Here is an 11,905-nt window from a genome sequence, read left to right as displayed (position 1 = left end):
ATTTCGGAAGCCATCAAATGGTAAAGTTGGCTGATGATGAAGGCAAGCGTGTAATCATTCGAACCAATCCCGGCAGGTCTTTTGAAGGATTGGAAAGGGCAAACTTTTACCTGTGGAAATATGAGGTGGAGGAGGCTTTTTAAACCCCCGCATAAACAATCAACCCCAACCCTAAAACAAACAACAAAAACATCCCACCAATCAGAACATGGGTGTCTTTCGGGGCATTTTTGAATTCCTTCCAGATAAAAACTCCCCATAAGGCCGCAATCATCGTGGCCCCTTGGCCCAAACCATAGGAAATGGCTGGACCGGCTTTTTCTGCTGCTAGGATGCTGAACGACATCCCCACACACCAAATGATACCTCCTAAAATGCCAACAAGATGGACCCATGGTTTTCCCGCAAAATAATCTACTCCTGATAAGGGAGTTCCTTCAATAGGTTTCTTCATCAAAATGGTATTGAAAATAAAATTGCTCATTAGAATTCCAATGGAAAAGACAAATACAGCCCCATAAGGCGTGAATTTCCCTCCTTCAGGATTGGAAAAATCCAATGACATGGACTGTGCTACAAAGAAATAGAAAAATGACATCAGAAAGCCTCCTACCAATGCCAAAGCTAATCCCACTTTGGGATTTTTTCGGTTGGATTTGGCAAGTTTCTGATATGCCAATGCATCAAGAACAATAGCCAATGCCACTAAAGCAACTCCGATAAAGAGTAAAACCGGATCTCCTTTTTGGGTTGAAATATAATTCACAAGAACCCCTAGGACCAATGCCAATCCGATACCAACAGGAAAAGCCACTGACATACCTGCATAGGCAATAGCCGCAACGATCAGAATATTGGCCAGATTGAATATCACTCCACCCACAAAAGCCAAAGCATAGTTTTTACTGCTTGCCTGAAACAAATCTTCGGAAAAACTCCTGCCATATTCGCCACTACTTCCCAACGTATATCCAAAAATCAAAGACAACAGCACTATTCCAATCACATAATCCCAATAAAAAAGTTCAAACCGCCAATTGCTTCCAGCCAATTTTTGGGTGTTGGCCCATGAACCCCAACAAAACATAGTAATGATGCAGAATAGAACAGCCAAAGAATAGGTTTCAATGATATACATGACCTAAAGTTTGGGTTTTACAATATGGTAATTGGAAAGGGAAAGATAAAAGTCATTGATAATGGCATCCCTGTTAAAATTCTCCCAAATAGATATTTTTCTGGAATTTTCCGGTCTTTCCACCCATTGGTTGTTGATCAGAATCGGTGCTGGAATTTCTTTAACTTCTCCCCAAGTTGGATTTTTCAAGATGGCAACAGATACCAAATCAAATAAAGCTCTTGATGGTGGGTCCCCATGATAATCAATGTGTTCAAACAAACTTACAGCATAATCTCCAAAAGTTGTAAACTGTCCTCCATGTCTTCCTTTAATGGGCTTTGTTGTTTTAGGCCCCATTCCGGGCATGCGTGTATTGATTTCTTCTTGTGTCACTTTGACCGCATCTGTACCAGTGGGTTCTCCATAACGGACAGTGACCATTTCGAAGAGCACTTTTGTATTTAGAATAAAATTCATGGATACGGTGTCGTTATCCTGATTGTATTCCCCCGGCTTTGGATAATTGGAACCCAACCAAACAACTCTCATTTTTGAAGCAATTGACGGATCCTTTTTCAATGCGAGAGCCACATTGGTCAATTTGCCCACCGCCAATACCACTAAATCATTTCGATTTCTTTCATTGGCTTCTTTGATGATAAAATCTACAGCAGCTTTTCCATCATAATTTGCATCATCCAGCGTAGGGCTTATTTCCTGAAATGATCCATCTGCCCCATTTAACAATGGAACTTTATCATAAGAAAATGCCAATTGCATGATTCTTTGGGCTTCGTCATAATGTTCTCTGATATTACCCCCACTTTTGGTAGCATTGACTGTGACGCCCTCCACATCAAAATTGTTTCCGTTGGATAAAAGGTACATCAGGGCAAATTGATCATCCAATTCATTATTTGCATCCGTGTCAAATATTATCCTGACTTTTTCCGGTTGATCACAAGATACTAAAAACGGAGATAAAAGAATCAATATTGTTAAGCTGGAAATAACGGTTCTCATGGGTTTTTGGTTTTTATGGAAATCATTAATTTTCATTGAATATCTGGTATCTCACATTTTAGAATAAATTCTACAATAGAATTATCACACAATATCCCAATATCAACTATATATCAATCAATATCGGATAACTTCTAATAATAATCAGGCAAATTATCTGGATCTTATAAATCCTTCAAATATGGGATAGAACTTTGTGCACCCATCTTTGTGACAGAAATGGTTGCCGCATTTAATGCAAATATAACCGCATCTTTTATTTCACCACCTTTGACTAAAGACACCGCCAAAGCACCGTTGAAGGTATCTCCTGCGGCGGTAGTATCCAAGGCAATGACTTTCTTAGTCGGAATTATTCCTTTAAACTCTCTTGAATGGACATAAGCCCCTTCCCCACCCAAAGTAATGATGACATGCTGTACTCCTTTTGCCAAAAGTATTTCAGAGGCATCTTCCGCTGATTTTTCATCGATTACTTTTACACCTGTCAAGTGTTCGGCTTCAGTTTCATTAGGTGTAATCAAAAAAAGAAATGGGAATATTTCCGACTGAAGTTCAGATGCTGGGGCGGGATTCAGAATAATTTTTTTTCCAAGATTAAAACCTGTTTTACAAGCTTCAAATACCACTGGGAGCGGAATTTCCAACTGTATCAAGACCATATCCGCAGCTTCAAAGTAATTTGTTGCCATGTCAATATCTTTTACCGAAAGCGCCCCATTAGCCCCTGGAGCAACAATGATGGTATTTTCTCCTGATTTATCCACAGTAATCAGTGCAACTCCTGATGGTTTATCTGGATTTCGTTTTATCATCGAGGTATTGATTCCTTCCCGTTGGTAATTTTCTAAATTTTGGGATCCAAATACATCATCACCCAACTGAGTCAAAAAACATACTTCTCCGCCCAATCTTGCCGCAGCTACTGCCTGATTGGCACCTTTTCCACCTGGAATTAAGGAAAATTCCCCCCCTATCATTGTCTCTCCTGGTGCTGGAAAATGATCTGTTTTGATGACCATATCCATATTGGCACTACCAATTACAAAAATTCTGGGTTTATTCTTCATTACCTTACAAATAAAGATTAGGGCCTTTTATCAAACTAGAGACAGAGGAAGACGAGTTTTACGAATTATAATTTTTATCAAAGACCAAATTAGATTATTATTATACTGAACTTATCCTAAAGTTGCAAATATTCGAAAAGTTTGAGCGATTTTCAATTGATAAGTTTGAGCATTAAACATAAAAATAAACCCATAATAGTATGAAAAAGAACATTTTTTCCAGAAGAAAATTCTTGGGCACCTCAATACTCAGTGCTACTGGACTTTCATTTTTACCAAAAACTACTTTTGCAAAAATCCCACAATTTTCGGTTTCTGAAGACATTCATCAGATACGCCTAGGGTTTATCGGTGTTGGAAGACAAGCTATGGGAATATTGAACGGCATGATGAGAATTCCCGGAGTCGAAGTTTTGGCTTGTGCAGATGTATATGAAATCAAAAGAGAGCGCTTCAAACAGCGGGTCGAAAAAATTAGCACTGAACTTGGTAAGCCAATCCCAAAAGTAGATGTTTATAAAGATTACAAAGATCTTTTGGCAAGGCCGGACATTGATGCTGTAGTAATAGCATCTCCCGACCATTGGCATGCACTGATGGCAATAGACGCCTGCAAATTGGGTAAAGATGTTTATTTAGAAAAACCCCTGACGCTCACCATCAGGGAAGGGCAAGAACTTGTGAAAGCTGTCAGAAATAATGGAATTGTGCTGGCTGTAGGTAGTCAACAGCGCTCTGACCTTAATTTTCAACATGCCGCAAGGATGGTACAAAAAGGAAGATTAGGGAAAATCAAAGAGGTTTTGGTTCATGTTGGACAACCGGAACATCCAACGCCATATGACTTGGAAGCACAGCCAATACCAAAAGGTCTTGATTGGGAAGCTTGGCTGGGACCACTTCCAAAAATGGTTTTCAACGAAAAGCTCAATCCGCCTATCTCTTTGAATCCAGAAGAAAACGAGAAACTTTGGGGCGCTTGGAGATGGTACCGTGAAACTGGAGGTGGCTATATGACAGACTGGGGCGCGCACATGTTTGATATTGCACAATGGGGTTTGGGAATGGATAGAAGCGGACCTGTAAAAGTCACGCCAGGACAGGCTGGAATTCCTTTGAAATACATTTATGAAAATGGAACAGAAATGATTGTGGGGCCCTTTGATGAAGGCCGCCAAGGTGTTAAATTTATTGGAGAAAATGGTTGGATAAAAGTTTCCAGAGGTAATTTCGATTCCTCAGATGAAACCCTAAAGCCAACCATGGAAAGGCCTAGTATTGGATATCCTCCGCATTATTGGGATTTCATCGATTCGGTGGTGAAAAGAAAAGATCCCATTGTGCCAGTTGAAATTGGTCACAGCACCTGTGTGGTCTGTACAATTGGAAACATTGCCAATGAACTTGGCAGGGCATTGGATTGGGATCCCATAAAACAAACTTTCCCAAATGATTGGGAAGCAGCGACAAAATTGCACTACAACTACGAAAACGGATATAAACTCTAAACCAGAAAACTATGAACAACAGAAGAGACTTTTTGAAAATCTCCGGAGCCTTGGCTTTGGGGACAATATTGAAACCAACGGATTTGAATGCTTTTCCATTTGCCAAAAAACTTCCTATTGGACTTCAGTTGTATTCCTTAAGGGAGGACATGAAAGAGGATCCACAACATACCTTAAGGCTAGTTTCCTCAATTGGGTATAAAAGCTTGGAAGCAGCCAATTATGATGACGGAAAAGTGTATGGAATGGATCCTGTTTTCTTTAGGAAATATATCACAGACTTGGGAATGAAACTCAATAGCGCCCATATCGGAGGACCAAGAAATTATGATCCGGCAAAAAAGGATGAAGCTATTGATTGGTGGAAACAAGCAGTAACCGACCACAAGAAGATGGGGGCAAAATACCTTATCAAACCTTCCATGCCTATTCCAAAAACTTTGGATGAACTGAAAATTTGGTGCGACTATTACAATGCTATAGGTGAAGTAGCCAAAAAATCCGGAATGATGTTTGGATTCCATAACCATGCCCGTGAATTTGAGAACATCGAGGGAAAGATGATGATGGATTTTATGATTGAAAATACTGATCCCAAATTGGTATGCTTTGAACTCGATGTCTATTGGGCCCAAAAAGGCGGACAGGATCCTGTGGACTTTCTCCAAAAATATCCCGGTCGATTTCCTGTGCTCCACATCAAAGATGAAGAGGAAATAGGTGCTAGTGGCACATTAGATTTTAAGGCCATTTTTGAAGCAGCTTATCAACAAGGGATGAAAGACTACTTTGTGGAGGTAGAAAGATACAATTTTGAACCCATAGAAAGCGTAAAGCAGAGTTTTGATTACCTCAACAAAGCAACCTATGTTAAATAGCTGGAAGACTGAAGACCGAAGCTGGAAGATATCGTGTAGTTCTAGTTTAAAGAATTTTCGTATAAGTGCTGACAATCATATTTACAATAATGGATAATGTGTATTTACGCAATGATGCCAGTAGAATGGTAATTCGATATAATTCTTAGCAGGAGCCTGAAATATCCGGTACTACAGTCTTCCTTCCTGTCTGTAGTAGAATATTGGGTTAATGGCAAAGAAGCGTATAACCATTTTAAAATAAATTTACCAATCCCAAACCAAATGAAGATGAAGAATTTAATCTTATCCACTTTGCTAATTGCACTTATTTTGAGCCTCTCTTGGGCATGTGGTACCTCAAATGAAAGTAAAGAAGTTTCGGTTTCCGAAGAAGGCTTTGTCCCAAATCCCCAGGAAATGGCCGAACAACCTGTGAATAAATTAGCAATAGGTGACAAAGCACCCTATTTCAAGCTTCCCAATGTGGATGGCAAATATGTATCCATTGATGATTTCAGCGATTCAGATGCGCTTGTCGTCTATTTTACCTGCAACCATTGCCCTACAGCACAGGCTTATGAGGAAAGGTTTAATGACGTTGTCGATAATTATTCAGGAAAGAAAGTAGCCTTTGTGGGAATTTCTCCCAACAGTCCTATTGGCATATTGCCCGAGGAATTGGGCTACTCCGATTTGGATGATGATTTTAAAAGCATGCAAATCCGGTATGAGGATATGAACTATAATTTCCCCTATCTCTATGATGGGGATACTCATGAATATTCTTTGGCTTATGGGCCTACTGCTACCCCACATGTTTTCGTATTTGACAAAGACAGGAAACTCTCCTATTCAGGCCGCTTGGATACTTCCGAAAAACCCGGAACTGCTAATGCCGAAGACCTTAGAATGGCCATTGACAAGACTTTAGCGGGTGAAGCATTGGACCCTGACAAGGCCATAACTCCAGCCTTTGGCTGCTCGACCAAATGGGCCTGGAAAAATGAATACACCATAAAAGTAAATGCAGAATGGAAGGAAAAGCCGGTTGAAGTTGAAAAAATCTCCCCTTCAGGATTGGCTGACTTATTGAAAAATCCTTCTGAAAACTTAATGCTGATCAACTTCTGGGCAACATGGTGTGGTCCATGTGTAGTAGAATACCCTGAATTCATAGAAATCCAAAGGATGTACGGGGGGAGGGATTTTCAGTTTGTCTCCCTCAGTATGGATAATCCCAATCAGGAAGAAAAAGTCCTCAAATTTCTAAAAAGCAAATATTCAGCAGTACCCAACTACCTGATAGATACCGAAGACAAATATGCGGTCATTGATGTGGTTGGCAAAGAATGGGACGGCAGTCTTCCCATCACCCTCTTAATCGAACCGGGAGGAAATATTGCCTACAAGAAATTGGGCGAAATAAAAGCTTTGGAACTTAGGAGAGCGATTGTGGACCACCCGATGATTGGCAGGTATTATTGATTGGAATTAAATAGAATAGATTTCACGATTCTTTCAAAAGACAAGGCGAAGTAAATAGATGTAGCTATTCATCAAAACAAGGACAGCTATTGAAAAAGACTTCGCCTTGTCACTTGGACGGCCGAAGAAGTCTGGAAACCTTAAGGCTGGACAGATTTCTCTCTTCGTTCGAAATGACAAGGAGAAGCCCTTGACACAATTAAACCAAGATGTAAAAATAAAGCCGCATCTATTAACTCCCCTTCTCAACAATAGTCTGGATTAGAGAAATCAGAACCTACAAAATTTTTATCATCATACATTGATTCTTATTTTTTATTTCAATAAATTCAATTGTAAACAATTAATAAATCCCTATGGCCAACCAACCAACCCTCCAAAACGATCCCGGATTTCAATTTTATGTTGCATCCCGCCTTGTCTCACAAGCCTATAGAGAACCTTTGGAGGAGTTGGGACTCACTTATCCACAGTACTTGGTGATGCTGGTGCTTTGGGAAAAAGATGGACAGATGGTATCTCATATCGGTGAAAAACTTCAGTTGGACTCAGGAACATTGACTCCATTATTAAAGCGACTGGAATCCGTAAATCTGGTCAAAAGGGTCCGGAGTGAAACCGATGAAAGGAAAGTAGAGATCGAACTGACTTATCCTGGAAAGTCCCTTCAGGCCAAAGCGCAACATATTCCAGAAAAAATCAAGGAATTTTTTAACACTTGGGAAGATAAAGAGTTCCATCAATTGGAAATGCTCATGGAGCGTTTGATCGATGACTTGAATAAAAGTTAATATCATGGAAAAAATCAAAAAGAGTTATACAGCTACGGCAACGAACAAAGGAGGAAGAACTGGGCATGTGGCCACAGATGATGGGATGTTAGAATTGGAACTGGCGATGCCAAAAGAAATAGGTGGGACTGGAGGAAAAACCAATCCCGAACAATTATTTGCAGCTGCTTATGCTTCTTGTTTTGGAGGTGTATTGGCCTTTGTATCAAAGAGAGTCAATACCGATGATGCCCAAATCACTGTTCAGATTCATAGCGGAGAGGCAGAAAATGGGGGTTATGGTTTGGCAGCTGATATTTTTGTAAAAATTCCTCAGGCAGGTTCATTGGAAGAAGCCCAGAAACTGGCCAACCTTGCCCATAAAAACTGTATGTATTCCCATGCTGTGAAAGGAAATATTGAGGTGAATGTGAAGGCGGTTGAGTAAGGGAATTAAGAAAGTATTTTGATACTTCTGATTTTTGCAAGACAAAAAAAACAACTTTTCTTGGCCGGAAGGCACCATCGGGGGTTGGCAATACATGGGTACCTCCCGGATAAGCAATTTCGCAAAAATTTTATAAACTTAATTTCACCATTCCTTCAAAGCCCCCACCGCTCTATCTACCAATTTGTTATTGGCTTCATGGTAATTGTTGTTCAAAAGTATCAAGGTACTGTTTTTGTCTGTAAATCGCATGATCAAGGTCTTGTACCCAGGATTGTCGCCGGTATGGGAGACAACTTTACCAAAATATGGATCCTCACTCAGGTCCCAGCCAAAGCCATAGTTACTGATACTCCCATCATTCAATATTTGAGGTGAAAAAGCCAATTTCAAGGTTTCCTTGTTTACCAAAGTTCCCGCATCCAATGCCTGATCCCAGATCAATAAATCCTGTGCGGTACTGCTGACCCTGCCGGGCCCTTTTCTATTCCCCAACCAAACGGTATAATCAGAGGAATGAAATTTATTGGCATTGAAATAGTTTCCTTTTTCGTCCTTCAGGTGTCCTGCCGCAAAATTGGACACCATCGCCTTTTCCTCCAAAGTTCGGATATCTGTATTTCCCATGCCCAAAGGTTTGAAAATCCATTCTCTTGATAATTCAATAAAATCCCTGCCGGTGACTTTTTCCACTATACTGGCCAGAAAAACATAGGCCGTATTGCTGTACTCATATTTCTCTCCGGGTTGGGCCAACATCTGAGGATTGTATTTGCGCAAGTATTCCAAAATATCTCCATTGCCAGCCACTTTGCTTTTGTCCCAATGTTTATCCATGATATCCTGATAATCTGGCAATCCATTGGTATGGGTCAGCAATTGTCTGATGGTTATTCCTGAATATGGTACATCCAAATAATCGGAGAGTTCGTCATCGTAAGTCAAAAGTCCTTTTTCTGCACACTTCATCACCATCATGGCCGTAAATTGTTTGGAAACCGAGGCCATTTCGAAAACATCCGTAGGTTGGAGCGGGGTTTTTTGTTCGTAAGAACGATAACCCGTTGCTTTTTCAAATACTACTTCACCATCTATGGCCAAAAATAAGACACCGGAAAAACCTTGGGATTCAGCTTCGGCAAAGGCTTTTTCAACCTTTGAGATTTGAGCAGAAACTACGGGCCTAAACAACAGGAAGATTAAAAATATAAATATCGAAGTGTTAATCTTGAATGAGTTCATATTTAGGTTTTTCATTTTGAAATTCAAGTATCTAAATCTGCCAATAAAAATAGGGAAATTCAACACCTTTAATATTGAAAAGTGAATGAGATTTATTCATTATTTTGACCTTTTCCAAACCGGAAGGATTTTCAATAGCACGCGGATGACGCTGATTTAGCAAATTTTCACTGATTTTTTTTATCTGCGTCCATCAGCGTCATCAGCGTTCCATATTTTAGTTAATGCAAAGGTTTGAAATAAATTAATGATATTCAAAAAATCAAACAATCCATGAATCGTAAGCAAATCAGCATCCTCACAGATTTAGCCAAATCAGCAGCTCTTAAAGCGGGCGGGAAAATCCTTGAAGTTTACCATTCCAAAGAAATAGGTCTCACCCAAAAAGAGGACAACTCTCCCTTAACCTTGGCAGACCAAGCAGCGCATCAAGCAATCATAAATGATTTGGAGCAAACCGGATTGCCGATTTTATCAGAAGAAGGTACTGAAATACCCTATTCGGTACGTAAAAATTGGGAATATTATTGGCTGGTAGATCCCTTGGACGGTACCAAGGACTTTGTAAAAAGAAACGGGGAATTCACAGTCAACATTGCCCTGATAAATCTCGGAAAACCTATAATGGGTGTGGTCTATGCACCTATATTGGATTGGTTGTATTGGGGAAGTGTAGGATACGGTGCCTGGAAGAAAGTAGGTGATCAAGGACAAGAAAAACTGGAAAAGGTAAATGATCCCTCCATCAAAACCATCGTAGCCAGTAGGTCCCATATGAATCAGGAAACAAAGGATTTTATTGCCCAATATCCTGAGGCCAAGGTAATCAACATGGGTTCCTCTCTTAAAATTACACTTGTGGCTGAAAGCAAAGCACAGCTCTATCCCCGCTTTGGACCCACAATGGAATGGGACACGGCTGCGGCACATGCCATAGTTTTGGCTGCCGGAGGGGAGGTGGTTAATCTTTCCGATGGAAAATCTTTATTGTATAACAAAGAAAATCTTTTGAATCCATCCTTTTTGGTGCGCACTTCTAAATTTCACTCGGAAACTTTTTAAGGGCTTTGGGACAGTAAATGTGTTCGTTCGTCCCTAATTGGTTTGAATATCAATTAATTATGTTGAATATAATGAAAGCGCAGGGATTTGAAATCAAACCACCATCCAATTAAACTTTTTTAAAATTAACAAACCTTTAATTTTTACAGGGCATTTGAAAGTAATTTTTCAGATGCCTTTTTTTTAAAAAAATAAAACCGGCCTGATTCTCTTCGGGAAGTTTTTCATGGCTTTGGGACAATAAAACCATACGTTCGTCCTTCTTCGGTTTCATAAAATCTACGATTTTTTAATTTACTTAAAAACGTAAAGAATATGTCTTTTCAACAAAACCTATTTAAGGCAAACACTTAAAAATCAGCTTTAAATAATTATATTATAAGTCGTATCATCTTTAAAAGTATATTTTGAAATTCACCTACAAACTCAAGATATATTCTTTATTGGTTTATTGCAATAAATAATTATTTCTGTAGGTTTTAAATTATTTAATCAATTTTAATAAACATAGATATAAACATATAAAACATGAAATTTTTGGTAGTAGATGATGAAAAAGATGTCGAAATGTTATTTCGACAGAAACTTAGAAAAGAAATCCGAAGCGGTGCCATCGAACTGGTATTTGCTTTTTCCGGTCAGGAAGCCCTAGACATTTTGGAAAGTACCCAACCTCCCGAAGTGATGTATATTTTTTCAGATATCAATATGCCGGGAATGTCAGGATTACAGCTTTTGGAAAAAGTCAAAACCAAGTTCCCTCAGATACAGGTAAGCATGATTTCGGCTTATGGCGACAGCGAAAACCACAACAAAGCCATGGGTTCAGGTGCAAAGGAGTTTTTCACCAAACCCATTGATTTTGATTCACTCAAAAGCGAAGTGGAACAAATTATCAAGGAGCAGGCCTAAACATATTAACTATGCAAAACTATGACAAAATGCAAAAAGTAAGTTGGTAGTTGCCCGATATGAATTCTAAGGATGGCTTCCTTTAGGGGGCATTGGGTAGAACAGAAAACATGACTTAAATGAGCCAAGTCCTGCCTGACCGCAATCCTGCGGTCAGGCAGGAAAAACTTTTTGTATTAATTCCCCAAAATGAATTGAAATATGAAACCAAACCAAACCCGATATCCAATAAATCAAAAGCCTTCCCACCTATTCCCCTCGCCTTATATCATTGATAGTAAACTATCCAAAATATCTCAAAATGTCTAAACCCCACTTACCTTCAACACCTGCCCTTCTTTTGACTTTTGTTCTTAGCCTTCATTGGTTTAATTTAACACAAGCGCAGGTGCCAACACTAACCAT

General features: G+C 39.5%; 12 protein-coding genes. 8 read left to right on the top strand and 4 right to left on the bottom strand.

Translation table 11 applies throughout. The features are described from left to right. Positions 1 to 139: 139 nt before the first annotated feature. From ACEW8U_RS23425 to rbsK, 3 genes are all read right to left on the bottom strand, one after another. The gene (locus ACEW8U_RS23425; RefSeq protein ID WP_373524483.1) at positions 140 to 1,138 is read right to left on the bottom strand and encodes a GRP family sugar transporter; all 999 of its coding nucleotides are present in this window, start codon (positions 1,136 to 1,138) and stop codon (positions 140 to 142) included. A gap of 3 nt (positions 1,139 to 1,141) precedes the next feature. After that, entirely contained in the window at positions 1,142 to 2,143 is a 1,002-nt protein-coding gene (locus tag ACEW8U_RS23420) for a nucleoside hydrolase (RefSeq protein ID WP_373524482.1), read from the bottom strand. Positions 2,144 to 2,307: 164 nt separating this feature from the next. After that, on the bottom strand, positions 2,308 to 3,213 hold the full coding sequence (gene rbsK, locus ACEW8U_RS23415) for a ribokinase (protein ID WP_373524481.1): 906 nt from the start codon (positions 3,211 to 3,213) through the stop codon (positions 2,308 to 2,310). Between the two features lie 200 nt (positions 3,214 to 3,413). Here rbsK and ACEW8U_RS23410 point away from each other — a divergent pair, with 200 nt between their 5' ends. The 5 genes from ACEW8U_RS23410 (at position 3,414) to ACEW8U_RS23390 (ending at position 8,284) form a co-directional block, all read left to right on the top strand. Continuing rightward, entirely contained in the window at positions 3,414 to 4,721 is a 1,308-nt protein-coding gene (locus ACEW8U_RS23410) for a Gfo/Idh/MocA family protein (RefSeq protein ID WP_373524480.1), read from the top strand. 11 nt (positions 4,722 to 4,732) lie between these two features. Next, positions 4,733 to 5,599: a TIM barrel protein gene (locus ACEW8U_RS23405; RefSeq protein ID WP_373524479.1), complete on the top strand. Its 867-nt coding sequence runs from the start codon at positions 4,733 to 4,735 to the stop codon at positions 5,597 to 5,599. 270 nt (positions 5,600 to 5,869) lie between these two features. Further along, the gene (locus tag ACEW8U_RS23400; protein ID WP_373524478.1) at positions 5,870 to 7,066 is read left to right on the top strand and encodes a redoxin domain-containing protein; all 1,197 of its coding nucleotides are present in this window, start codon (positions 5,870 to 5,872) and stop codon (positions 7,064 to 7,066) included. 356 nt (positions 7,067 to 7,422) lie between these two features. Next, positions 7,423 to 7,857, top strand: coding sequence for a MarR family winged helix-turn-helix transcriptional regulator (locus ACEW8U_RS23395; RefSeq protein ID WP_373524477.1), 435 nt, complete (start codon positions 7,423 to 7,425; stop codon positions 7,855 to 7,857). 4 nt (positions 7,858 to 7,861) lie between these two features. Further along, positions 7,862 to 8,284, top strand: coding sequence for an Ohr family peroxiredoxin (locus ACEW8U_RS23390; protein WP_373524476.1), 423 nt, complete (start codon positions 7,862 to 7,864; stop codon positions 8,282 to 8,284). 144 nt (positions 8,285 to 8,428) lie between these two features. Here ACEW8U_RS23390 and ACEW8U_RS23385 read toward each other — a convergent pair whose 3' ends face one another. Then, a complete protein-coding gene (locus ACEW8U_RS23385; RefSeq protein ID WP_373524475.1) occupies positions 8,429 to 9,526 on the bottom strand; it encodes a serine hydrolase domain-containing protein in 1,098 nt (365 codons plus the stop codon). A 273-nt stretch (positions 9,527 to 9,799) separates the two neighbouring features. On the opposite strand from ACEW8U_RS23385, the gene cysQ reads away from it, so the two are divergent. The 3 genes from cysQ to ACEW8U_RS23370 all read left to right on the top strand — a co-directional run bounded on the left by cysQ (position 9,800) and on the right by ACEW8U_RS23370 (position 11,775). Next, positions 9,800 to 10,588 (top strand): 3'(2'),5'-bisphosphate nucleotidase CysQ, encoded by a 789-nt coding sequence (gene cysQ / locus ACEW8U_RS23380; RefSeq protein WP_373524474.1) that lies wholly within the window; start codon positions 9,800 to 9,802, stop codon positions 10,586 to 10,588. A 528-nt stretch (positions 10,589 to 11,116) separates the two neighbouring features. Then, positions 11,117 to 11,500, top strand: a complete 384-nt coding sequence (locus tag ACEW8U_RS23375; protein ID WP_373524473.1) for a response regulator — start codon at positions 11,117 to 11,119, stop codon at positions 11,498 to 11,500. 119 nt (positions 11,501 to 11,619) lie between these two features. Beyond that, positions 11,620 to 11,775: a hypothetical protein gene (locus tag ACEW8U_RS23370; protein ID WP_373524472.1), complete on the top strand. Its 156-nt coding sequence runs from the start codon at positions 11,620 to 11,622 to the stop codon at positions 11,773 to 11,775. The last annotated feature ends 130 nt before the right edge of the window (positions 11,776 to 11,905 follow it).

The sequence above is a fragment of the Aquiflexum sp. genome (assembly GCF_041751335.1).
Lineage (GTDB): Bacteria > Bacteroidota > Bacteroidia > Cytophagales > Cyclobacteriaceae > Aquiflexum.
The sequence above is the reverse complement of the archived record's forward strand: the minus strand, read 5'-3'. Positions and strand labels throughout refer to the sequence as shown.

Excerpts from the sequence above, each read along its gene's own strand:
- ACEW8U_RS23395 (WP_373524477.1), top strand. The coding sequence starts at position 7,423 with ATGGCCAACCAACCAACCCTCCAAAACGATCCCGGATTTCAATTTTAT.
- ACEW8U_RS23370 (WP_373524472.1), top strand. The coding sequence starts at position 11,620 with ATGAGCCAAGTCCTGCCTGACCGCAATCCTGCGGTCAGGCAGGAAAAA.
- ACEW8U_RS23425 (WP_373524483.1), bottom strand. The coding sequence starts at position 1,138 with ATGTATATCATTGAAACCTATTCTTTGGCTGTTCTATTCTGCATCATT.
- rbsK (WP_373524481.1), bottom strand. The coding sequence starts at position 3,213 with ATGAAGAATAAACCCAGAATTTTTGTAATTGGTAGTGCCAATATGGAT.
- ACEW8U_RS23410 (WP_373524480.1), top strand. The coding sequence starts at position 3,414 with ATGAAAAAGAACATTTTTTCCAGAAGAAAATTCTTGGGCACCTCAATA.
- ACEW8U_RS23405 (WP_373524479.1), top strand. The coding sequence starts at position 4,733 with ATGAACAACAGAAGAGACTTTTTGAAAATCTCCGGAGCCTTGGCTTTG.
- ACEW8U_RS23375 (WP_373524473.1), top strand. The coding sequence starts at position 11,117 with ATGAAATTTTTGGTAGTAGATGATGAAAAAGATGTCGAAATGTTATTT.
- ACEW8U_RS23400 (WP_373524478.1), top strand. The coding sequence starts at position 5,870 with ATGAAGAATTTAATCTTATCCACTTTGCTAATTGCACTTATTTTGAGC.
- cysQ (WP_373524474.1), top strand. The coding sequence starts at position 9,800 with ATGAATCGTAAGCAAATCAGCATCCTCACAGATTTAGCCAAATCAGCA.
- ACEW8U_RS23420 (WP_373524482.1), bottom strand. The coding sequence starts at position 2,143 with ATGAGAACCGTTATTTCCAGCTTAACAATATTGATTCTTTTATCTCCG.
- ACEW8U_RS23385 (WP_373524475.1), bottom strand. The coding sequence starts at position 9,526 with ATGAACTCATTCAAGATTAACACTTCGATATTTATATTTTTAATCTTC.
- ACEW8U_RS23390 (WP_373524476.1), top strand. The coding sequence starts at position 7,862 with ATGGAAAAAATCAAAAAGAGTTATACAGCTACGGCAACGAACAAAGGA.